The following is a 22,905-nucleotide window of genomic DNA, read 5'->3' as shown; positions in this document are numbered from 1 at the left end:
CAAATGCACCTGGTATTCTGGTGCAAATTCAGGTTCTGCGCAGGCTATAACCTCCCTAGGCTGGAGGGGTGCGGCATTGCTGTTGAACGCCGCGTCCCCACGAAACAGTCAAGGAATACGCCCCGATGTGCAGCAAACCCTTCAAGTGTGAGATCCACAGGACGTCTATGGGAGCCAGGAGGCCGGCCACCGGTCATTTGCGACTTCGAAGCTGAGGTACACAGATGACCCATCTGGCTCCGTTACGTACCCGTCTCGAGCAAAGCTTTGCGCCACTGGCCTGTGAATGCAGCCTCAACGGCGACGGCACCCTGACCATTCGCCTGTACCGCCAGGAAAGCGGCGAGGTCGACCTGGTGGTGAGCGGCATGAGCGTCGACAGCATCCGCTCCGAGGAAGGCTTGAACAAGCTGATCGATGAACTGCGTTATGAGCTGTACAACACGCCGCTGCATCGCAGCGATCCGGCCTGATTCTTAAGCCCGACGCGATCCCCCGTGGCGAGGGAGCTTGCTCCCGCTGGACCGCGCAGCGATCCCAAACCTGTCGAATCGGCAGTCCCCAGGCACATCGCGTTTAACAGCTTGCGACTGCTGCGCAGCCGAGCGGGAGCAAGCTCCCTCGCCACGGAGACCGCGTCATCAATGGGACTGCGTAATCAAAGCAGCGTCGCCCGACAATCGAGCGCCAACCGCGCCCCGCCCAGCTCGCTGCGATCCACCTCCAGCGTAAACCCGTGCAGCGTGACAATCGCCGCGACGATCGACAGGCCCAGGCCGAAGCCGCCGTGCTGGCTGCTGCCCTCGGCGCGGTAGAAGCGCCGGAACACCGCCTTGCGTTCCGCCTCGGGAATGCCAGGGCCTGAGTCGAGCACTTCGATGCGGCTGCTGTCGCCCTGGTCGACGCCCCGCAGGATCACCTCGCCGCCCGATGGGGTGAACTTGATCGAGTTGCTCAACAGGTTCGACACCGCCTCGAACAACAATGCCCGGTCACCGTTGAGCAAGGGCAGGGTGTCGGGCACTTCCAGCTTGAACACCAGCTCGCGTTCCTCGGCCAGCGGCAGATAGAAGTCATGCAGTTCGTGCAACAACTGCAACGGATCCAGACGCACGAAACCGGAGCGGCGCTGCTGGTCCTCCAGTTCCGAAATCCGCAACAGACCGCGAAACCGCGCCATCAGCGTATCGGTCTCGGCGATCACCTGATCCATCTGCAACGCTTCCGGGGAGCCGTCCGCGGCCTCCTGCTGGATGCGATAAAGCTGGGCACGCAGGCGCGTCAGCGGGGTGCGCAAGTCATGGGCGATGTTGTCGCAGACGCCCTTGACCTCATTCATCAGCCGTTCGATGCGATCGAGCATGGCATTGACGATGGCTGCCAGCATGTCCAGTTCATCGCGACGGCTCGACAGCGGCAGGCGATGGGTCAGGTCGCCGGCGACGATGGCTTCCGCGCTGGCCTGCAAGGCGCGGATACGCCGCAGCGGTCGACGTCGCAACAGGTGCCAGCCGGCGATGCCCGGCAGGATAGTCAACGAGACCCCCCAGAGCAGCGCGTGCAGGATGATGCGGGTCACGGCGAACAGCGAGCCGTTGTCCCGCGCCAATACCAGCCAGCGGCCGTCCTGGGTCCGGGTCGCGACCGCGTCGCAACTGTCGGAGGGGATCATCGGGTCGTCGGAGTCGACGCAGCCACCGAGCATATGGATCTTGCCGTCCAGCGGCAGGTCGGCGGGGATGCGCTGGATCGGTCCGCTCAGATGGCGCAGCTGCGGGTCGAACAGGCCGTAGGCGTCGACGCCGCGTTCATCCAGCGACAGGCTGGCCATGAGCGCGTCTTCCAGCTGTTCGCCATGGATGCGCGCGAACAGGTGCTGGCGCTGCATCAGGGAATGCTTGGCGAGGCTGTCGAGGTAGCCGAACACCTCGTAATACATGACCCCCATCAGGATCGCGCTCCAGATCACGAACAGCGAACTGTACAGCGCCAGCAGGCGGCTGCTGGAGGAGCGCCAGCCCTTAGCGGGGTTCAGCAATGACATAGCCGGAGCCTCGTACCGTGCGAATCAGCGGTTCCAGGCCCGGCGGGTCGATCTTCTTGCGCAGGCGACCGATGTGGACGTCGATCAGGTTGGTGCCCGGGTCGAAGTGATAACCCCAGACTTCTTCGAAAATCATCATGCGCGAGAGGATCTGGCCACTGTTGCGCATCAGAAATTCCAGCAACTTGTATTCGGTGGGCAGCAGGCTCAGTAACTGGCCGTTGCGGCTGGCCTCGCGGCTGATCAGATTCAGCTCCAGGTCCGCCACCCGCAGCACGGTTTCCGGCTCGCGGGCGCCGTTGTTGCGGCGCAGCAGCACTTCGACCCGGGCGGCCATTTCGTCGGTGGCGAACGGCTTGGTCAGGTAATCGTCGCCACCGGCCCGCAAGCCACGCACCCGCTCGTCGACATCGGAGAGGGCGCTGATCATCAGGATCGGCGTGGCCACGCCCATGCTGCGCAGCTGGGTGACGATCACCAGGCCGTCGAGTTCAGGCAGCATGCGGTCGAGGGTGATCAGGTCATAGTCACCGCTGACCGCCCGCTCCAGGCCCTCGCGGCCGTTGTCGACCCAGTCGACGTCCAGGCCGTTGCGGGTCAGTTCGGCGACGATTTCACGGGCGGTCACGGCGTCGTCTTCGATGGTCAGGATACGGTTCATGGGCGTTACCGGTTGGGAAGTGGAGCCATTGCGCAGCATTCTGCCAAAGATTACCTGTCGGCTTTCTGAAAAAAAGTTCATGGGCGCCGGCAAATGCATTCCCTGGCCTGGATCAATACTTCGTCACAAATAATCCCTAACATATTCCGGCACGCACCATCATGCTGCGTCCCTCGCTGTGTTCCGCCGCGCTGTCGCTGGCGGGCACTGACGAGAAGCTGGTGGCAAGTGGCGCAAGGAGCCGAGACCTACTGAACCTTAAGGATGAGTCGCATGATCAACTCCCAGAATGTTCTACGCCGTAAATTCGATATTCAACCGCTGAAACGGGCCGACATGAGCGTTCGCCTGGACGGCCAGACTGTCGACGCCGCCGAGGGTGAGACCGTACTCACCGTCATCCAGGCCATGGGCCAACGCCAGGTGGCCCGCAACGACCACGGCCAGGTGAGCGGTGCCTACTGCGGCATGGGCATTTGCCAATGCTGCCTCGTCAGGATCGATGGCCGCCACAAGCGACGGGCCTGCCAGACGCTGGTGCGACCGGGCATGCAGATCGAAACCCGGGTCAATCGCATCGCCGCAACGGAGGCGCCATGAACCTCGATCCGGTGATTGTCGGCGGCGGGCCGGCGGGTATGGCGGCGGCCATCGAGCTGGCCGCCAATGGTCTGCGTTGCACGCTGCTCGAAGAAGCGCCACGCGTGGGCGGCGTGGTGTACCGCGGGCCGTTGCGCGATGGGGTGAGCCTGGACTACCTCGGGGCGCGCTACAGTGAGGCCCTGGCAAAGCTCCATGGGGAATTCCAGCGCAACGCCGGCCTGATTGATGTGCGACTGGGCAGTCGGGTCATCGGTGCCGAGGGCGTCCGGGCCCTGATGCTGCTGGACGGCGACGAGCGCTTGCGGGAAGTGGCCTATTCCCAGTTGATCCTGGCAGCCGGTTGTCATGAACGTAGTGTGCCGTTCCCCGGCTGGACACTGCCGGGGGTGATGATGCTCGGTGGCCTGCAATTGCAGATCAAGAGTGGCGTGGTCAAGCCGCCGAGCCCGGTGGTGATTGCCGGCACCGGCCCGTTGCTGCCCTTGGTAGCCTGCCAGCTGCACGCCTCGGGCGTCACCGTGGCGGGTGTCTACGAAGCCTGTGCCTTCGGCAGGATCGCCAAGGAAAGCCTGGCGTTATTGAACAAACCGCAATTGTTTCTCGATGGCCTGGGCATGCTGGCGTACCTCAAGCGGCACCGCATCCGGGTGCGCTATGGTTGGGGCGTGGTGCGCGCCGAGGGCGCGGGTGAACTGAGCAGCGTGACCGTTGCGCCTTACTCCGCCGATTGGAAGCCGGACCTCGGACAGGCCGAACAGCTGTCGGCCGAGACGCTGGCGGTCGGCTACGGGTTTATTCCGCGCACGCAGTTGAGCCAGCAGATGGGGCTTGACCATGGCTTCAGCGAGGACGGCTACCTGCGCGCCGTGTCCGATGCCTGGCAGCGCAGCAGCGAAGCGCATATCCACCTGGCGGGCGACATGGGCGGGATCCGCGGCGGTGAAGCGGCCATGTTGAGCGGGCGCATCGCGGCGTTGTCGGTCCTGCTGCAGCGTAATGTCCTGGATGAGGCCACGGCGCTAGGGCGCCGCAGGCGCTATCAGGTCCAATTGGACCGGATCATTCGCTTTCGCGCCGCCGTTGATCGCTACACCCGGCGCGGCGCCGGGCAAACCGCGCTGCCAGCCGCCGATACGGTGATCTGCCGTTGCGAACACGCCACCCGCGCGGACATCGACCGCGCCCTTGAACAGGGCGTGCAAGACATGGCCAGCCTGAAAATGCGCACCCGGGTGAGCATGGGCGATTGCCAGGGTCGCCTGTGTGTCGGCTACTGCAGCGACCGCCTGCGCGAAGCTACCGGACGGACCGATGTGGGCTGGCTACGGCCACGTTTTCCGATCGATCCGATTCCTTTCTCTGCGTTCCAGAACGACGACCCGGAGGCGCTATCCCATGATCAGGCACTATGACGTAGTGATCGCCGGTGGTGGGGTGATCGGGGCGTCCTGCGCCTATCAACTGTCCAAGCGCAAGCACCTGAAGATCGCCCTGATCGATGCCAAGCGTCCAGGCAACGCCACCCGCGCGTCCGCCGGCGGCCTGTGGGCCATCGGCGAATCGGTGGGGCTGGGCTGTGGGGTGATTTTTTTCCGCATGATGTCGGCCAACCGCAAGCGCCAGGCCCAAGGCGCCGCCGTGGCGGTGGATGCCAGCACGCCGCATATCCTGCCCGACTCGTTTTTCGATTTCGCCTTGCAGTCCAATGCGATGTATCCGCAATTGCACAGGGAACTGATCGAGCGTCACGGCATGGATTTCAAGTTTGAAGAGACCGGGCTCAAGTTCGTGATCTATGACGATGAGGACCGCTCCTACGCCGAACACATTGTCGCCTGCATTCCCCACCTGGCTGATCAGGTGCGCTGGCTCGACCAGGCGGCGTTGCGCGAGGCCGAGCCGAGTGTCAGCCATGAGGCCTTGGGCGCGCTGGAGTTTCTCTGCGACCACCAGGTCAGCCCATTCCGCCTGGCCGACGCCTACACCGAGGGCGCGCGGCAGAATGGTGTTGATCTGTTCTTCAACACCGATGTGACTGACGTGTTGCGTAATGGCAGTCGGGTGACAGGGGTGAAAACCGCCGAAGCCGGCAACTTCAACTGCCGGACGTTGATCAATGCTGCCGGCGCCTGGGCGGCGGACTTGAGCGAGCAGGCGACGGGCGTGCGGATTCCGGTCAAACCGGTCAAGGGGCAGATCCTGCTGACCGAGCGCATGCCGAAAATCCTCAGCGGATGCCTGACCACCAGCGATTGTTATGTGGCGCAGAAGGACAACGGCGAGATCCTGATCGGCAGCACCACGGAAGACAAAGGGTTCGACGTGACCACCACCTACCCTGAAATCGAGGGATTGGTGCAAGGCGCGGTGCGGTGTATCCCGCAACTGGCCGACATCAACCTGAAACGCACCTGGGCCGGCCTGCGTCCCGGCTCACCGGATGAGTTGCCGATCCTTGGGCCGATGCGCGGCGTGGAGGGCTACCTCAACGCCTGCGGGCATTTTCGCACCGGCATCCTGACCTCGGCCATCACCGGGGTGCTGCTGGACAAACTGGTGAACGACGAGCCGTTGCCGCTGGACATCACACCGTTCCTGGCGGACCGGTTTGAAGTGGCGGCGGTTGCAGAACCGAGGAAAATGCAACCGGCCTGAGAGCCGGGTCGAACCCAGTGTGGGAGCGAGCCTGCTCGCGAAAGCGGCGTGTCAGTCGATGCCAATGTCGATGCACTGGCGCCTTCGCGAGCAGGCTTGCTCCCACATTGTTTTTCGGCTGGTCGCAGGTTTTTCGTCAAGCACAAGTCCTGTGTGGGAGCGAGCCTGCTGGCGAAAGCGGCGTGTCAGTCGACATCAATGTTGATGCGCTGGCGCCATCGCGAGCAAGCTCGCTCCCACATTGTTTTTCGGCTGGTCGCAGGTTTTTCGTCAAGCACAAGTCCTTTGTGGGAGCGAGCTTGCTCGCGATAGCATCAGGACAGTCGACATCGATGGTGACTGGTGTGCCGTCATCGCGAGCAAGCTCGCTCCCACAGGTTTTGTACTATGGGAGGTTACTCCACCGGTGTACTGACAAACGCTTCCAGGCCTTCGGCATAAGCGGTAAACGCGCTGATCTGCGGGAAAGCCTTGCCTTGCACCTGATCGGCCACCAACAGGTTGGTGAAAGTCCATGCCACCGCGACGCTGATGCCGGCCTGGTCGAGCGAGCCATCGGTGGGCAATGGTTGTTTCACCAATGCCTTTTCCAACTCGCCATATGCCGCCAGCAACTGGCCCGACACCCGCGCGAGCCACGGCTCATGCTGGATTTGTGCTGGGCGCAAAGTGCGTTCGTAATAGATCTGCACCGATTTTTCGCACGCCGCCAATGCCAACCCGATCAGTTGCAACGATTGCAACCGTTGCCCCGGATCGCTCGGCATCAGGCTCTTCCCGGGCCCGGCCAAGGTTTCCAGGTAATCGATGATCAAGGTCGAGTCCATCAACACCGAGCCATCATCCAGCACCAGGGTCGGGGCCTTGACCACCGGGTTGATGCCCTGGAATTGCTCGAAATGCCTGAACACCGAAACCGATTGGTGTTCCAGGGCGATGCCCAGGCGCTTGGCGGTAATGGCGACGCGTCGTACATAGGGCGAGTCCAGCATGCCGATCAGCTTCATGGCTTCTCCTTCAGCGGTTTGTTTCAGGCCGGGCTCAATCTTCGAATCCGACCTGTTCGTGGATTTCATCAACCTTGAGTTCAAGCCGGTAGGCCACGGCGATGAACAGCGCCTGGCACAGGCACAGGGTGGCGCTCAACGAGCGAAAGGCGAACGAGCTGCCTTCGTTCACCAGCAGCACCGCATTGGCCCGCTTGGCCAGGGGCGACAGGTTGCTGTCGGTGATGATCAGCGTCTTGGCCTGGTGATGCTGGGCGATGCGCAGGCAGTGCTGGGTTTCCTTGCCGTACGGGGTAAAGCTGATGGCGATCACCAGATCATTGGCCCGGACGCTGCGCATCTGCTCGCGATAACTGCCGCCCAGGCCCGACACGAGGTGAATACGCTTGTTGGTGTGCTGAAGGTTATAGACCAGGTAATCGGCCACCGCGAACGAGCGCCGCACACCAACGACGTAGATGTTGTCGGCGTTGACCACCAGGTCGACGGCTTTTTCGAACGCCTCGTCGTCGAGTTCCAGCCCCAGGCGCTCGATGCCCGACAGGGTGGCGTTGACGCATTCTCGAGCGAGATCGCCGGCGCTGGCCTTCTGCGACTTGTTGGCGATCATGCTGCGAATGCGTTGCTGGTAGTTCTGCACCGGGGTGGTCTTGTGGGTATACGCCTCGCGAAACAGCGCCTGCATTTCGCTGAACCCGCTGAAGCCGAAGCGCTGGGAAAACCGCACGATGGCCGAAGGGTGCACTTCGCATTCCCGAGCGATGTCGCTGATGCGATCGACCATGATCCGGTCGCTCTGCTGGCTCATGTAGCTGGCGATGCGTTTGAGCTGGCGCGGCAGGCTTTCGTATTCATCGGTGATCAGTTGCAACAGGCGCTCGGCATTGATCGGCGGGCTCGGGAGGGCGGGTTCGGACGCGCTCTCGGTCGGCGCCGGCAGATCATCGGGGCGGGTCATAGAAAATCCTTCTGGCTTGTTCTTATAGGGCGGCCCGGAAAAAGGCCGGCCCTCGACAATAGGTTGGCTGGTCGCAGTCTACAGCGTAGGCGCGGGGAAAATCATGGGCGAACAAATGTTGCAGCAGTGCTGAAACGATGCACTGTGTCTGGTTCGCCTGGGTTGTAGCGTATTGGAAAAAATATTCCACGTAAAAAATTTATAGAATAATTATTGATTATTGCCCTCGGCTCGTTTTAGTCTGCATTCACCAACAGCGTTGGCGCCGGTGTCGGCGACAAACGCAGGCTGATAAAAATAACAGGAGCCAGCATGGGCCAGACTCGTTTTGCCAGTGGGCGTCAATTGGATGTGATCTGCCTGGGGCGCCTGGGCGTCGACCTCTATGCGCAGCAAGTCGGCGCGCGCCTGGAAGATGTTTCGAGCTTCGCCAAGTACCTGGGCGGTTCCTCTGCCAACATCGCCTTCGGCACGGCACGCCTGGGGCTCCGGTCGGCGATGCTGAGCCGGGTCGGGGACGACCACATGGGGCGCTTCCTGGTGGAGTCCCTCGCCCGCGAAGGCTGCGATGTCAGTGGCATCAAGGTCGATCCCGAACGCCTGACGGCCATGGTCCTGCTGGGTATCAAGGACCGGGAAACCTTTCCCCTGGTGTTCTACCGGGAAAATTGCGCCGACATGGCGCTGCGCGCCGAAGACATCGACGAAACCTTCATTGCCGCCAGCAAGGCCCTGCTGATCACCGGCACGCATTTCTCCACCGATGGCGTCTACCAGGCCAGTATCCAGGCCCTGGACTACGCGCAAAAGCACCAGGTCAAGCGCGTCCTCGACATCGACTATCGGCCGGTGCTCTGGGGCCTGGCGGCCAAGGCTGACGGAGAGACCCGGTTCGTGGCCGACCAGAAGGTCAGCCAGCATGTGCAAGGCATCCTGCCGCGTTTCGACCTGATCGTTGGCACCGAAGAAGAATTCCTCATTGCCGGCGGTAGCGAAGACCTGCTGACCGCGCTGCGCACCGTACGCTCGCTGACGGCGGCGACCCTGGTGGTCAAGCTCGGCCCCCAGGGCTGCACGGTGATCCATGGCGCCATCCCGGCCCGGCTCGAAGACGGTGCGATTTACCCGGGTGTTCGAGTCGAAGTCTTGAACGTACTGGGCGCCGGTGATGCGTTCATGTCGGGCTTTCTTGCCGGCTGGCTGGAAGATGCCAGCGATGAACGCTGCTGCCAGTTGGCCAATGCCTGCGGCGGCCTGGTGGTGTCGCGCCATGCCTGCGCCCCGGCGATGCCGACCCGGGCCGAGCTCGACTATCTATTTCAAAGCCCGGTGCCGATCACCCGGCCCGATCAGGATGCCGTGCTGCAACGGCTGCACCAGGTCAGCGTGCCCCGCAAGGCCTGGAAACAGTTGTTCATCTTTGCCTTCGACCATCGCGGACAATTGGTGGAGCTGGCCCAGAAGGGCGGTCGCGAGTTGAGCAGCATTGGCGAGCTCAAGCAATTATTCATCCAGGCCGTGGCGCGGGTCGAAGCCGACCTGCGGCACCAGGGCATCGAGGCCGACGTCGGTCTGCTGGCCGACCAGCGTTTCGGCCAGGATTCGCTGAACGCTGCCACCGGGCGCGGCTGGTGGGTGGCGCGACCGGTGGAGGTGCAAGGTTCACGGCCGCTGGCGTTCGAACACGGCCGTTCCATCGGCAGCAACCTGATTGCCTGGCCACAAGAGCAGATCATCAAATGCCTGGTGCAATTTCATCCTGACGACGAACCGCTGCTGCGCCTGGAGCAAGAGGCGCAATTGATGGGGTTGTACAAGGCCTCCCAGGCCAGCGGCCATGAGTTGTTGCTGGAAGTCATACCGCCCAAGGATCATCCATCACCGCACCCGGACGTGCTCTATCGTGCCCTCAAGCGCCTCTACAACCTGGGTATCTTCCCGGCGTGGTGGAAGATCGAAGCCCAGGGCGCGGAGGAGTGGCAGCAGCTCGACGAGCTGATTCAACAGCGCGACCCGTATTGCCGTGGCGTGGTGCTGCTGGGCCTCAACGCCCCTGCCGCCGCGTTGGCCGAAGGCTTTCGCCAGGCCCGTCGGAGCACCACCTGCCGTGGGTTCGCCGTGGGCCGCACGATCTTCCAGGAACCGAGCCGGGCCTGGCTGGCCGGGGAGATCGATGATGAAACGCTGATCCGGGATGTGCAGGACCGGTTTGTGGAATTGATCGAGGCCTGGCGTGCTGCGCGTGCCTGAGATACAGGGCTTTTGTGGCGAGGGAGCTTGCTCCCGCTGGACTGCGAAGCAGTCCCGAAGTCAGCTACCCCGATGCGACAGGTAAACCGTAGCCACTGGTTTTTGCGTCTGCTTCGCAGCCGAGCGGGAGCAAGCTCCCTCGCCACAGGTGATCGGTTGAACATTAGAGACAACAATAAAAGGTGCAGCCATGCCCGCTATTCGAATTGGCATCAACCCGATTTCCTGGAGCAACGACGACTTGCCATCGTTAGGCGGCGAGACGCCGTTGAGCACGGCGTTGAGCGAAGGCAAGGAAATCGGCTATGAAGGTTTCGAGCTCAATGGCAAGTTTCCCAAGGACGCCAAGGGCGTCGGCGACGTGTTGCGCCCTTACGACCTGGCGCTGGTCTCCGGCTGGTATTCGAGTCGCTTGGCGCGTCGTTCGGCGGCCGAGGAGATCGACGCCATCGCCAGCCATGTCGAGCTGTTGGCGCAGAACGGCGCAACGGTGCTGGTCTATGGCGAAGTGGCCGATTCGATCCAGGGCCAGCGCATTCCGTTGATCGAGCGGCCACGCTTTCACACTGACGAGGCCTGGCAGGCCTATGCCGACAAGCTCACCGAGCTGGCCCGCTTCACCTTGTCCCAAGGCGTGCGCCTGGCCTACCACCACCACATGGGCGCCTACGTTGAATCGCCTTCGGACATCGACAAGCTGATGGCGCTGACCGGCAGCGAGGTCGGCCTGTTGTTCGATTCGGGCCATTGCTACATGGGCGGCGGCGAACCGCTGCAGGTGCTGCGCAAACACATCGAGCGCATCTGCCATGTGCACTTCAAGGACGTGCGCAAACCCGTGGTGCAGTTGGCGCGCAACAACCTCTGGAGCTTTCCCGACTGCATCATCAACGGCACGTTCACCGTGCCTGGAGATGGCGATATCGACTTCGCCGCGTTGCTCGATGTCCTGCTGGCTGCCGATTATCAGGGCTGGCTGGTGGTGGAAGCCGAGCAGGACCCGGCGGTGGCGCCGAGTTATATCTATGCCAAGAAGGGCTACGACACCTTGCGTGCCCTGTTGCAGGAGAGAACTGCGCCATGAGCCTGCTAATCAAGAGCAATCCCAGCGACCGGACCATGGTTGAACTGCCGCGCGACGCGCTGGAATACGTCGGTTTTGCCGCCTACCGCTTGAGCCTTGGCGAAAGCCTGCCGGTGGCCGCCGCAGAGCGGGAATTGTGCGTGGTACTGCTCAGCGGCCGCATCAACCTCAAGGGCGAAGCACCGGGGCAGGGCGCCTTCGATTGGGACAACCTCGGCGATCGCCAGTCGGTATTCGAGGATAAATCCCCTTACGCCGCGTATCTGCCGCCCGGCAGCCAGGCCCAGATCACCGCGTTGAGCGATGTGCAAGTGGCGGTGTGCGCCGCGCCGGGCGGCGCGCCGAATGCGTACGGCCCACGGCTGATCCGTCCCGAGAGCATGAAGCGCAGCGTGCGCGGCAAGGGCGCCAATACCCGCTACGTCTGCGACATCCTGCCGGACAGCGAGCCGGCCCATTCGCTGCTGGTGGTGGAAGTGCGCACGCCGTCGGGACATTCGTCCAGCTATCCGCCGCACAAGCACGACACCGACGATTTGCCGCACCAGAGCTTCCTCGAAGAGACCTATTACCACCAGGTCAACCCTTCCCAGGGCTTCGTGTTCCAACGGGTCTACACCGACGATCGCAGCATCGACCAGGCCATGGCCGTGGAAAACAGCGATCTGGTCGTGGTGCCCAAGGGTTACCACCCGGTCAGCGTGCCCTACGGGTACGAGTCGTATTACCTGAACGTCATGGCCGGTCCGAAGCGGGTCTGGCAATTCCATAACGATCCGCAGCATAGCTGGCTGCTCGACCTCTGAATTCGAACATTCCAACGGAGACCAGGACAATGAGCGACACCCCGGTAATAGGCCATTACATCAACGGTCAGGTGCACAGCAACGACTCCGCGCGGTTCAGCAACGTCTTCAATCCCGCTACCGGCACGGTACAGGCCCGGGTGGCGCTGGCCGAACCGGGTACCGTCGAGGCAGCGGTGGCTTCGGCGCTGGCGGCCTTTCCCAGCTGGTCCGAGCAGTCGTCGTTGCGCCGTTCCCGGGTGATGTTCAAGTTCAAGGAACTGCTTGACCGTCACCACGACGAGTTGGCGCAGATCATCAGCCGCGAGCACGGCAAGGTACTCTCCGACGCCCACGGCGAAGTCACCCGGGGCATCGAGATCGTCGAGTACGCCTGCGGTGCGCCGAGCCTGCTCAAGACCGATTTCAGCGACAACATCGGCGGTGGCATCGACAACTGGAACCTGCGCCAGCCCCTGGGCGTCTGTGCCGGGGTCACGCCGTTCAACTTCCCGGTGATGGTGCCGCTGTGGATGATTCCCCTGGCGCTGGTCGCCGGTAACTGCTTCATCCTCAAACCTTCGGAGCGCGACCCGTCCGCCAGTTTGCTGATGGCCCGCTTGTTGACGGAAGCCGGCCTGCCGGACGGCGTGTTCAACGTGGTCCAGGGTGACAAAGTGGCGGTGGATGCGCTGTTGCAACACCCGGACATCGAGGCGATCTCCTTTGTCGGCTCTACGCCCATCGCCGAATACATCCACCAGCAGGGCACCGCGAACGGCAAGCGCGTCCAGGCCCTGGGCGGGGCGAAGAACCACATGATCGTCATGCCCGATGCCGACCTCGACCAGGCGGCGGACGCTTTGATCGGAGCGGCCTACGGCTCGGCCGGCGAGCGCTGCATGGCGATTTCCATTGCCGTGGCGGTGGGCGAGGTCGGCGACGAACTGATCGCTCGCCTGCTGCCGCGCATCGACCAGTTGCAGGTCGGCAACGGCCAACAGCCCGGAACTGACATGGGGCCGCTGGTCACCGCCGAGCACAAGGCCAAGGTCGAAGGGTTCATCGATGCCGGCGTGGCCGAGGGCGCTCGCTTGATCGTCGATGGCCGTGGTTTCAAAGTGCCGGGGGCGGAGCAGGGGTTCTTTGTCGGGGCGACGCTGTTCGATCAGGTCACTGCCGAGATGAGCATTTACCAGCAAGAGATTTTCGGCCCGGTGCTGGGGATCGTCCGTGTGCCGGATTTCGCCACGGCGGTGGCGCTGATCAACGCCCATGAGTTTGGCAACGGTGTGTCGTGCTTCACCCGCGACGGCGGCATCGCCCGGGCGTTCGCCCACAGCATCAAGGTCGGCATGGTGGGCATCAACGTGCCGATTCCGGTGCCCATGGCCTGGCATTCCTTTGGCGGCTGGAAGCGCTCGTTGTTCGGCGACCACCATGCCTATGGCGAAGAAGGCCTGCGCTTCTACAGTCGCTACAAGAGCGTGATGCAGCGCTGGCCGGACAGCATCGCCAAGGGTCCCGAATTCAGCATGCCCACTGCTCAATAATCCATTTCCATGAATGCCGGAGGGAGAACAACAATGAACAAGCCCCTGCGTTTTGCCTTGAACCGAATGGTTGCCCCACGCCTGTCACTGCCCGCATTCATCGACTTGGCCCTGGCGTTGAAAACCGATGCCATCGAGATCCGCAACGACCTCGAGGGGGTCGAGATCGAAGACGGCATGCCGCCGGCCCGCGTCCGTGAGTTGTGCGAGGCCCGCGGTATCAAGGTGCTGTCGATCAACGCCCTGTACCCCTTCGATGTCTGGAACGAGGAGCGCCGCGCCCAGGCCGTGCGCCTGGCCGACTACGCCCGCGAGTGTGGCGCCGAGGGGCTGGTGATGTGCCCGCTCAACGATCGCGCCGACCCGCGCAGCGAAGCCGAGCGTGCGGCGGGGCTGCGTACCGCCCTCAGTGAACTGGCGCCGATCCTGCGGGCCTTCGGTATCTACGGTTTTATCGAACCCCTGGGGTTCGAGGAGTGCTCGCTGCGGCGCAAGCGCACGGCGGTGGAAGCGATCAAGAGCATTGGCGGGCTGGATGTGTTCCGCCTGGTGCACGACACCTTCCACCATCATCTGGCCGGCGAGCAGGAGTTCTTCCCCGAACTGACCGGGCTGGTGCACATCTCCGGCGTCGAGGATGCGCAGGCGCCGTTGGCGAGTATTCGCGACGGTCATCGAGTGCTGGTGGGCGAGGCTGACATTCTCGGCAATGCCGCGCAGATCGAGGCGCTGCGCGCGGGCGGTTATGAAGGCTACCTGTCCTTCGAGCCGTTTGCCGAGAGCGTCCATGACCTGGCCGATATCCGCCAGGCGCTGGGGGCGAGTATGAGCCACCTGCAAAGCTCACAGGCCTGACCTGATCTCAAAACGATGGGGAACCCCTGTGGGAGCGAGCTTGCTCGCGATGACATCAGCCCATTCAACATATCAGTTGCCTGATACACCGCTATCGCGAGCAAGCTCGCTCCCACACTTGACCGAGTTGCGTTTGAAAAGGTGCAAGCATGACCACAACACGACTGACCATGGCCCAGGCCCTGGTGAAATTCCTCGATAACCAGTACATCGAGGTCGATGGCGTCCAGAGCAAGTTCGTCGCCGGGGTCTTTACCATTTTCGGCCACGGCAACGTGCTGGGCCTGGGCCAGGCGCTGGAGCAGGACAGCGGCGACCTGGTGGTCCATCAGGGCCGCAACGAGCAGGGCATGGCCCATGCCGCCATCGGGTTTGCCAAGCAGCATCTGCGGCGCAGGATCTACGCCTGCAGTTCCTCGGTCGGCCCTGGCGCGGCGAACATGCTGACCGCCGCGGCCACCGCCACGGCCAATCGCATTCCCTTGTTGCTGTTGCCCGGCGACGTCTATGCCAGTCGCCAGCCGGACCCGGTGTTGCAACAGATTGAGCAGTTCCACGACCTGAGCATCAGCACCAACGATGCCTTCAAGGCCGTGAGTAAATACTGGGACCGCATCAACCGTCCTGAGCAATTGATGACCGCCGCGATCCAGGCGATGCGCGTGCTGACCGACCCGGCTGAAACCGGCGCGGTGACGCTGGCGCTGCCCCAGGATGTACAGGCCGAGGCCTACGATTACCCGGATTATTTCCTGCAAAAACGTGTCCACCGCATCGACCGTCGCCCGGCCACCGAGGCGATGCTCGGCGATGCCCTGGCGCTGCTCAAGGGCAAGCGCCGGCCGTTGGTCATCTGCGGTGGTGGCGTCAGGTATTCGGGGGCCAACGCCGCGTTGCAGGCCTTTGCCGAGCGTTTCGACATCCCCTTCGCCGAAACCCAGGCGGGCAAAAGCGCCGTGGTCTCCAGTCATCCATTGAACGTCGGCGGCGTCGGCGAAACCGGTTGCCTGGCGGCGAACCTGCTGGCCAAGGAAGCGGACCTGATCATCGGCATTGGCACCCGCTACAGTGATTTCACCACCGCGTCGAAATGGCTATTCCAGCATCCCGAGGTGCAGTTTCTCAACCTCAACATCAGCCCGTGCGATGCCTTGAAACTCGACGGCGTGCAACTGTTGGCCGACGCCCGTTCGGGCCTGGAGGCCTTGTCGGCCGCGATGGGGGATTATCGCGCCGAATGGGGCGGGCAGATCGCCGATGCCAAGGCCCAACTCGACGCCGAAGTGGACCGGGTCTACCAGGCGGATTACCAGGCCAAGGATTTCGTCCCGGAAATCAACGACCACATGGACCCGGCGGTGTTTCGCGAGTTCATCGAGCTCACCGGATCCTGCCTGACCCAGAGCCGCGTGCTCGGCACCCTCAACGAAACCCTGGCCGATGATGCCGTCATTGTCGCCGCCGCCGGCAGCCTGCCGGGTGATTTGCAGCGCAGTTGGCGCAGCAAGGGCGTGAATACCTACCACGTCGAATATGGCTATTCGTGCATGGGCTACGAGGTCAATGCCGCCCTGGGCGTGAAGCTCGCCGAGCCGGACAAAGAGGTCTACGCGCTGGTGGGCGATGGCTCCTACATGATGCTGCACTCCGAACTTGCCACCTCGATCCAGGAGCGCCGCAAGATCAATGTGGTGCTACTGGACAACATGACGTTCGGATGCATCAACAACCTGCAGATGGAACACGGCATGGACAGCTTCGGCACCGAGTTCCGCTTCCGCAACCCCGAGACGGGCAGGCTCGACGGCGCCTTCGTGCCGGTGGATTTCGCCATGAGCGCGTCGGCCTACGGTTGCAAGACCTACAAGGTCAAGACACTGGAGGAGCTGCACGCCGCGCTGGCCGACGCCCGACTCCAGACGGTCTCGACGCTGATCGACATCAAGGTCCTGCCCAAGACCATGATCCACAAGTACCTGTCGTGGTGGCGGGTCGGCGTGGCGCAAGTCTCAACCAGCGCCCGCACCGATGCCGTCGCCAAGACCCTCAACGAACGACTGGCCAAGGCCCGTCAATACTGATTGCCCCAACCCTACGAAAGGAGTTCCACATGTCTTTGAAGCTGGGCGTCATCGGCACCGGGGCCATCGGCCAGGACCATATCCGTCGTTGCAGCCAGACGTTGCTCAACAGCCAGGTCGTCGCGGTGACCGACATCAACCTGGTGCAAGCGGCGAAAGTGGTGGCCGACCTGAAGTTGACCGCCGAGGTCTATCCCGACGGCCATGCATTGATCAAGGCGCCGGACGTCGAGGCGATCCTCGTTACGTCCTGGGGGCCAAGTCATGAAGAATTCGTGCTGGCGGCCATCGCGGCCGGCAAGCCGGTGTTCTGTGAAAAGCCGTTGGCCGTTACCGCCGAAGGTTGTCGCCGGATTGTCGAAGCCGAAGTGGCCCAAGGCAAGCGCCTGGTACAGGTCGGGTTCATGCGCCCCTACGACGAAGGTTATCGGGCGCTCAAGGCGGTGATCGACAGCGGGCAGATCGGCGAGCCGTTGATGCTGCACTGTGCCCACCGCAACCCCAGCGTGGGCGAAAACTACAAGACCGACATGGCCATCACCGACACCTTGATTCACGAGCTGGACGTGTTGCGCTGGTTGCTCGCCGACGACTACGTCTCGGTGCAGGTCGTGTTTCCACGCAAGACCAGCAAGGCCCTGGTGCACTTGCGCGATCCACAGATCGTCCTGCTGGAAACCGCCAAGGGCACGCGCATCGACGTCGAAGTGTTCGTCAATTGCCAGTACGGCTACGACATCCAGTGTGAAGTGGTGGGGGAGACCGGCATCGCCAGGCTGCCAGAACCGTCCCAGGTGCAACTGCGCAGCGGCGCCAAGCTTTCCAATGCGATCCTGATGGACTGGAAAGACCGGTTCATCGGCGCTTACGACGTCGAACTGCAGGCCTTCATCGACGGCGTGCGCGCCGGCCAGGTGGGCGGCCCCTCGGCCTGGGATGGGTTCGCCGCGGCGGTGGCGGCGGACGCGTGTATTGAAGCGCAGCAGAGCGGGCAGATCGTCAAGGTCGAGCTGCCCGAACGGCCTCGGTTCTACGGCTGAGCACATGCCCTTTGGGCATGCAATCAAACTGTGGGAGCGAGCCTGCTCGCGAAGGCGGTGTGTCAGGTCACACAATCCAGCTTGACCCGACGCTATCGCGAGCAAGCTCGCTCCCACGGTCGACTGTGTTATCCCAAGAGTACTCGGTCAAATTTGTGGGAGCGAGCTTGCTCGCGATGGCGGTGGGTCAGGCGATATTGATGCTGGCGGGCCTGACGCTTTCGCGAGCAGGCTCGCTCCCACAGGCGCCGGCGCCCTATACAGATAAGGAGCTTTCATGCGAATCGGATTAGTAGGCTACGGCAAGGGCGGGCGTTTTTTCCATGCGCCGCTGATCAGCAGCCTGCCGGGGGCTACCTTCATCGGCGTGGTGACCCGCTCCGCCGAGCGGCGCCAGCAGCTGGCCAGCGATTACCCGAAGGTCCAGGCGTTCGACACTCTCGAACAGTTGGTGGCGGCGGGTGTCGAGGCGGTGGTCGTGTCTATCCCTTTGGACGGTCGCCCGGCCATCGTGATGCAGGTGATCGAGCACGGCGTGGCGGTGGTCAGCGATAAGCCTTTTGCCTTAGACGCCGCACAGGCCGAAGCGATGGTGCTGGCCGCCGAACGCCGCAACGTGCCGTTGAGCGTCTACCAGAACCGGCGCTGGGATTCGGATTTCCTCACGGTACGCAAATTGCTCGCGTCCGGCGCCCTCGGGCAGGTGATTCGCTTCGAGTCCAGCGTCGAGCGTTACTCGCCGACCTCGGTGGGTAAGGGCAGTGGCGGGGGATTCCTGCGGGACCTGGGCAGCCATCTGGTGGACCAGGCGCTGCAATTGTTTGGTCCGGTGATGCGGGTTTACGCCGAGCTCGATTATCGACAGCCGGGCCACGCGTTCGATAACGGTTTCTTCATGTCACTGACCCATGTCGGTGGCGTCATTTCCCACTTGAGCGGCAATTGCGTGCAAAACGCTCCACGCCCACGTTTCCGGGTCAGCGGCAGCGAAGGCTGCTATACCGTCGAAGGCCTCGACGGGCAGGAAGCCTTGGCATTGGCGGGGTTGAGCCCGGCTACCGAAGGCGAACGCTGGGGCGCAGAGGAGCACCGCCGCTGGGGCTGGTTCGAACACGACGCAGAGCGCGAGCGGGTCGCCTCGGAGCGGGGATGCTGGCTGGAATTCTACCAGCGCCTCCAAGCCGCGTTGCAGGGCAACGGCCCATTGCCGGTGGCGGCCCGCGATGCCTTGGCCACGACGCGCGTTCTGGACGCTGCCAGGCAAAGTGCTGAGCAAGGCGTGGTGGTGTGTTTATCCACCCCCGTAGGACATGGAACAAAAAACGAATAAAATTCTAAAATATGTTGATATGGAAAATATTTTCCAATAAAGTCGATTCCAGGTGACCGACAACCCTGTTCGCGTTTATCCAGGCTCGGCTTGAATGAACGACGAACTAAACAAAAACAAGAAACACAGCCAGGTACCGTCGATGAAAACCTTCAACCGCTCTACGTTTCACCTGCCACTGCCACTGCCCTTGCGCCTGTCCGCAATCCTTCCTTTTTTCGAATCCCTGTGCATCCAGCGCAAGGGTGCCGTGGTGTGCTGCATGCCCGGCGCACCGATCGTTCGTTTGCCGCGTTCCTGAAGTCCGTCACGCCTTATCCATAAGACCAACAAAAATGTGGAGAAAGACCGTTCATGAAGACCAAGACCCGTATTGCCTCGCTGGCCCTGTCGTTGATGTTCGCCAGCGGCGTTGCCCTGGCGGACCTGAAGATCGGCGTCAGCATGTCCCAGTTCGATGACACCTGGTTGACCTACCTGCGCGAATCCATGGACAAGAAAGCCAAGTCCCTGCCGGACGGCGTTACCCTGCAATTCGAAGATGCCCGCAGTGACGTAGTCAAGCAGCTCAGCCAGGTGGAAAGCTTCATCAGCCAGAAGGTCGATGCGCTCATCGTCAACCCCGTGGACACCGCCGCGACCCAGCGCATCACCAAGGCCGCGGTCGCCGCCGGCATCCCGCTGGTGTATGTCAACCGCCGCCCGGACGATCTGAAATTACCGGAAGGGGTGGTCACCGTGGCCTCCGATGACCTGGAAGCCGGGCGCATGCAGATGCAATACCTGGCCGACAAGATGGGCGGCAAGGGCGACATCGTGATCTTGCTGGGCGACCTGGCCAACAATTCCACCACTAACCGCACCAAGGGCGTCAAGGAAGTGCTGGCCAAGTACCCGGGCATCAAGATCGAACAGGAACAGACCGGCACCTGGTCGCGGGACAAGGGTATGACCCTGGTCAACGATTGGCTGACCCAGGGCCGCGACTTCCAGGCCGTGGTGTCCAACAACGACGAGATGGCCATCGGCGCTGCCATGGCGCTCAAGGGCGCTGGCAAAGAGAAGGGCAGCGTCCTGATTGCCGGGGTCGATGGCACGCCGGATGGCTTGAACGCCATCAAGAAAGGCGAGATGGCGGTCTCGGTGTTCCAGGACGCCAAGGGCCAGGCCGATGGCTCCATCGACACGGCGGTGAAAATGGCCAAGGGCGAGAAGATGCAATCCGTCGTGGTGCCCTATCGCCTGATCACGCCGGAGAACGTCGATCAGTTCAAGTGACGTCCCACCCGTTCCATCACAACAATAAACAGGCAAGGTCGCCGCGCCGATCTTGCCGAGGGAGTACCTGACCATGTTCGCATCAGCGACTGCTACGAGCGCCCCGGCGGCGACTTTCCAGCCGGGCGCATTACCTGACGAACCGTACCTGTTGGAAGTCGTCAACGTCAGCAAGGGTTTTCCCGGCGTGGTGGCCCTGTCCGACGTGCAACTGCGGGTGCGCCCCGGCTCGGTGCTGGCCTTGATGGGCGAAAACGGCGCAGGCAAGTCCACGCTGATGAAAATCATCGCCGGCATCTACCAGCCGGATGCCGGTGAGCTGCGCCTGCGCGGCAAGCCGATCACTTTCGACACCCCGCTGGCGGCCTTGCAGGCCGGGATCGCGATGATCCACCAGGAATTGAACCTGATGCCGCACATGAGCATCGCCGAGAACATCTGGATCGGCCGTGAGCAGCTCAACGGCCTGCACATGATCGACCACGGTGAGATGCACCGCTGCACCGCGCGCTTGCTGGAGCGCCTGCGAATCAAGCTCGACCCCGAGGAGCAGGTGGGCAACCTGAGCATCGCCGAGCGGCAGATGGTGGAGATCGCCAAGGCCGTTTCGTATGACTCGGACATCCTGATCATGGACGAACCGACCTCGGCCATCACCGAGACGGAAGTCGCGCATCTGTTTTCGATCATCGCCGACCTCAAGGCCCAGGGTAAGGGCATCATCTATATCACCCACAAGATGAATGAAGTGTTCGCCATCGCCGATGAGGTGGCGGTGTTCCGTGACGGTGCCTACATCGGTCTGCAACGGGCCGACAGCATGGACGGCGACAGCCTGATTTCGATGATGGTCGGGCGCGAGTTGAGCCAGTTGTTTCCCGAGCGGGACAAGCCCATCGGCGATAAGGTGCTGTCGGTACGCGACCTGAGCCTGGACGGTATCTTCAAAGGCGTGTCGTTCGACCTGCATGCCGGCGAGATCCTCGGCATCGCCGGGTTGATGGGCTCGGGCCGGACCAATGTCGCCGAGGCGATCTTTGGCGTGACCCCGGCCACCGGCGGCGAGATCCAGCTGGACGGCGAGCCGGTGCGCATCACCGATCCGCACATGGCGATCGAGAAGGGCTTCGCCCTGTTGACCGAAGACCGCAAGCTCAGCGGCCTGTTTCCCTGCCTGTCGGTGCTGGAAAACATGGAGATGGCGGTGTTGCCCCATTACGTCGGCAACGGCTTCATCCAGCAAAAAGCCCTGCGCGCGCTGTGCGAAGAAATGTGCAAGAAATTGCGGGTCAAGACGCCGTCCCTCGAGCAGTGCATCGACACCTTGTCCGGCGGCAACCAGCAGAAAGCGTTGCTGGCCCGCTGGCTGATGACCAACCCGCGCATCCTGATCCTCGACGAGCCGACCCGCGGCATCGATGTTGGCGCCAAGGCGGAAATCTACCGACTCATTTCCTACCTCGCCAGCGAAGGCATGGCGGTCATCATGATTTCCTCGGAACTGCCCGAGGTGCTCGGCATGAGCGACCGGGTCATGGTGATGCACGAAGGTGACCTGATGGGCACCCTCGACCGTAGCGAAGCGACCCAGGAACGAGTCATGCAACTGGCGTCGGGCCTGTCCTGATTGCCCGTCCGCCCAGATAACGAAGGTAAATGGCTATGAACGCGATACTGGAAAACAAACCCGCGGCCGCACCGGCCAGGACGCGTCGACGGTTGCCGACGGAACTGAGCATTTTCCTGGTGCTGATCGGCATCGGGCTGGTGTTCGAGATGTTCGGCTGGATCATGCGCGACCAGAGTTTCCTGATGAATTCGCAACGCCTGGTGCTGATGATCCTGCAAGTGTCGATCATCGGCCTGCTGGCCATCGGCGTGACCCAGGTGATCATCACCACCGGCATCGACCTGTCGTCCGGCTCGGTACTGGCGCTGTCGGCGATGATTGCCGCCAGCCTGGCCCAGACTTCGGATTTCGCCCGGGCGGTGTTTCCTTCCCTGACCGACCTGCCGGTGTGGATCCCGGTGGTGGCGGGGCTGGGGGTCGGTTTGCTGGCCGGCGCAATCAACGGCAGCATCATCGCCCTTACCGGCATCCCACCGTTCATCGCCACCCTCGGCATGATGGTCTCGGCCCGTGGCCTGGCGCGTTACTACACCGAAGGCCAGCCGGTGAGCATGCTGTCTGATTCGTACACGGCCATCGGTCATGGCGCGATGCCGGTGATCATCTTCCTGGTGGTGGCGGTGATCTTTCACATCGCCTTGCGCTACACCAAGTACGGCAAATACACCTACGCCATCGGCGGCAACATGCAGGCGGCGCGGACCTCGGGCATCAACGTCAAGCGTCATCTGGTGATCGTCTACAGCATCGCCGGGCTGCTGGCGGGACTCGCCGGCGTGGTGGCTTCGGCGCGTGCGGCGACCGGGCAGGCGGGCATGGGCATGTCTTATGAGCTGGACGCGATTGCCGCGGCGGTGATCGGCGGCACCAGCCTGGCTGGCGGGGTGGGGCGCATCACCGGGACGGTGATCGGCGCGCTGATCCTCGGGGTGATGGCCAGCGGCTTCACCTTTGTCGGTGTCGACGCCTATATCCAGGACATCATCAAGGGGCTGATCATCGTGGTCGCGGTGGTCATCGACCAATACCGCAACAAGCGCAAACTCAAGCGCTAGGTCACTGCCGATGCGACAAAGCGCCACGCCTGACCC

20 protein-coding genes are annotated in these 22,905 nt (G+C 62.7%); 16 read left to right on the top strand and 4 right to left on the bottom strand.

Going from position 1 to position 22,905, the window contains the following annotated elements; all coding sequences use genetic code 11:
- The first annotated feature begins 224 nt into the window (after positions 1-224).
- Positions 225-473, top strand: coding sequence for a DUF1652 domain-containing protein (locus J3P91_RS16785; protein ID WP_305500349.1), 249 nt, complete (start codon positions 225-227; stop codon positions 471-473).
- Between the two features lie 185 nt (positions 474-658).
- Here the strand turns inward: J3P91_RS16785 and J3P91_RS16780 are convergent, their stop codons facing one another.
- Together J3P91_RS16780 and J3P91_RS16775 are read right to left on the bottom strand one after the other, a co-directional pair.
- On the bottom strand, positions 659-2,044 hold the full coding sequence (locus J3P91_RS16780; RefSeq protein WP_434601154.1) for a sensor histidine kinase: 1,386 nt from the start codon (positions 2,042-2,044) through the stop codon (positions 659-661).
- Positions 2,022-2,705, bottom strand: a complete 684-nt coding sequence (locus tag J3P91_RS16775) for a response regulator transcription factor (RefSeq protein WP_305500352.1) — start codon at positions 2,703-2,705, stop codon at positions 2,022-2,024. Before J3P91_RS16775 ends, J3P91_RS16780 begins: the two co-directional genes overlap by 23 nt.
- 273 nt (positions 2,706-2,978) lie before the next feature.
- Between J3P91_RS16775 and hcnA the strand changes: the two genes are divergently transcribed.
- From hcnA to hcnC, 3 genes are read left to right on the top strand one after another with little or no spacing between them, the layout of a single operon-like run.
- Positions 2,979-3,305 carry a cyanide-forming glycine dehydrogenase subunit HcnA gene (gene hcnA / locus J3P91_RS16770; RefSeq protein WP_434601153.1) on the top strand — a complete coding sequence of 109 codons (327 nt, stop codon included), beginning with the start codon at positions 2,979-2,981 and terminating at the stop codon, positions 3,303-3,305.
- A complete protein-coding gene (gene hcnB / locus J3P91_RS16765; RefSeq protein ID WP_434601152.1) occupies positions 3,302-4,720 on the top strand; it encodes a cyanide-forming glycine dehydrogenase subunit HcnB in 1,419 nt (472 codons plus the stop codon). The genes hcnA and hcnB overlap by 4 nt, the downstream gene beginning before the upstream one ends.
- Positions 4,704-5,963 (top strand): cyanide-forming glycine dehydrogenase subunit HcnC, encoded by a 1,260-nt coding sequence (gene hcnC / locus J3P91_RS16760; protein ID WP_434601151.1) that lies wholly within the window; start codon positions 4,704-4,706, stop codon positions 5,961-5,963. Before hcnB ends, hcnC begins: the two co-directional genes overlap by 17 nt.
- A 395-nt stretch (positions 5,964-6,358) precedes the next feature.
- On the opposite strand, the gene J3P91_RS16755 is transcribed toward hcnC, so the two are convergent.
- Both J3P91_RS16755 and J3P91_RS16750 read right to left on the bottom strand, forming a co-directional pair.
- Positions 6,359-6,970 (bottom strand): glutathione S-transferase N-terminal domain-containing protein, encoded by a 612-nt coding sequence (locus J3P91_RS16755; protein ID WP_434601150.1) that lies wholly within the window; start codon positions 6,968-6,970, stop codon positions 6,359-6,361.
- A gap of 34 nt (positions 6,971-7,004) precedes the next feature.
- Positions 7,005-7,928, bottom strand: a complete 924-nt coding sequence (locus tag J3P91_RS16750; RefSeq protein WP_434573478.1) for a MurR/RpiR family transcriptional regulator — start codon at positions 7,926-7,928, stop codon at positions 7,005-7,007.
- 312 nt (positions 7,929-8,240) lie between these two features.
- Between J3P91_RS16750 and J3P91_RS16745 the strand changes: the two genes are divergently transcribed.
- The 12 genes from J3P91_RS16745 to J3P91_RS16690 all read left to right on the top strand — a co-directional run bounded on the left by J3P91_RS16745 (position 8,241) and on the right by J3P91_RS16690 (position 22,869).
- Positions 8,241-10,178 (top strand): bifunctional 5-dehydro-2-deoxygluconokinase/5-dehydro-2-deoxyphosphogluconate aldolase, encoded by a 1,938-nt coding sequence (locus tag J3P91_RS16745; protein ID WP_434601149.1) that lies wholly within the window; start codon positions 8,241-8,243, stop codon positions 10,176-10,178.
- Positions 10,179-10,368: 190 nt separating this feature from the next.
- A complete protein-coding gene (gene iolE / locus J3P91_RS16740) occupies positions 10,369-11,262 on the top strand; it encodes a myo-inosose-2 dehydratase (RefSeq protein ID WP_434601148.1) in 894 nt (297 codons plus the stop codon).
- Entirely contained in the window at positions 11,259-12,068 is an 810-nt protein-coding gene (gene iolB / locus J3P91_RS16735; protein ID WP_434601147.1) for a 5-deoxy-glucuronate isomerase, read from the top strand. Before iolE ends, iolB begins: the two co-directional genes overlap by 4 nt.
- A gap of 29 nt (positions 12,069-12,097) precedes the next feature.
- A complete protein-coding gene (locus J3P91_RS16730) occupies positions 12,098-13,600 on the top strand; it encodes a CoA-acylating methylmalonate-semialdehyde dehydrogenase (RefSeq protein WP_434601146.1) in 1,503 nt (500 codons plus the stop codon).
- Between the two features lie 33 nt (positions 13,601-13,633).
- Positions 13,634-14,455: a TIM barrel protein gene (locus J3P91_RS16725; protein WP_434601145.1), complete on the top strand. Its 822-nt coding sequence runs from the start codon at positions 13,634-13,636 to the stop codon at positions 14,453-14,455.
- 149 nt (positions 14,456-14,604) lie between these two features.
- Complete coding sequence (iolD, locus tag J3P91_RS16720) at positions 14,605-16,536, top strand: 3D-(3,5/4)-trihydroxycyclohexane-1,2-dione acylhydrolase (decyclizing) (RefSeq protein ID WP_434601144.1); 1,932 nt, start codon at positions 14,605-14,607, stop codon at positions 16,534-16,536.
- Positions 16,537-16,565: 29 nt separating this feature from the next.
- Positions 16,566-17,576, top strand: coding sequence for a Gfo/Idh/MocA family protein (locus tag J3P91_RS16715; RefSeq protein ID WP_434601143.1), 1,011 nt, complete (start codon positions 16,566-16,568; stop codon positions 17,574-17,576).
- 277 nt (positions 17,577-17,853) lie between these two features.
- On the top strand, positions 17,854-18,906 hold the full coding sequence (locus tag J3P91_RS16710) for a Gfo/Idh/MocA family protein (RefSeq protein WP_434601142.1): 1,053 nt from the start codon (positions 17,854-17,856) through the stop codon (positions 18,904-18,906).
- A gap of 94 nt (positions 18,907-19,000) precedes the next feature.
- Entirely contained in the window at positions 19,001-19,207 is a 207-nt protein-coding gene (locus tag J3P91_RS16705; RefSeq protein ID WP_434601141.1) for a hypothetical protein, read from the top strand.
- A 53-nt stretch (positions 19,208-19,260) separates the two neighbouring features.
- Positions 19,261-20,184: a sugar ABC transporter substrate-binding protein gene (locus tag J3P91_RS16700; RefSeq protein ID WP_434573498.1), complete on the top strand. Its 924-nt coding sequence runs from the start codon at positions 19,261-19,263 to the stop codon at positions 20,182-20,184.
- A 73-nt stretch (positions 20,185-20,257) separates the two neighbouring features.
- Complete coding sequence (locus J3P91_RS16695; RefSeq protein ID WP_434601140.1) at positions 20,258-21,811, top strand: sugar ABC transporter ATP-binding protein; 1,554 nt, start codon at positions 20,258-20,260, stop codon at positions 21,809-21,811.
- A gap of 35 nt (positions 21,812-21,846) precedes the next feature.
- Entirely contained in the window at positions 21,847-22,869 is a 1,023-nt protein-coding gene (locus tag J3P91_RS16690) for an ABC transporter permease (protein WP_003180516.1), read from the top strand.
- Positions 22,870-22,905: the final 36 nt, after the last annotated feature.

The sequence above is a fragment of the Pseudomonas sp. Z4-7 genome (assembly GCF_051131965.1).
In the GTDB taxonomy this organism is placed as follows: domain Bacteria; phylum Pseudomonadota; class Gammaproteobacteria; order Pseudomonadales; family Pseudomonadaceae; genus Aquipseudomonas.
The sequence above is the reverse complement of the archived record's forward strand: the minus strand, read 5'-3'. Positions and strand labels throughout refer to the sequence as shown.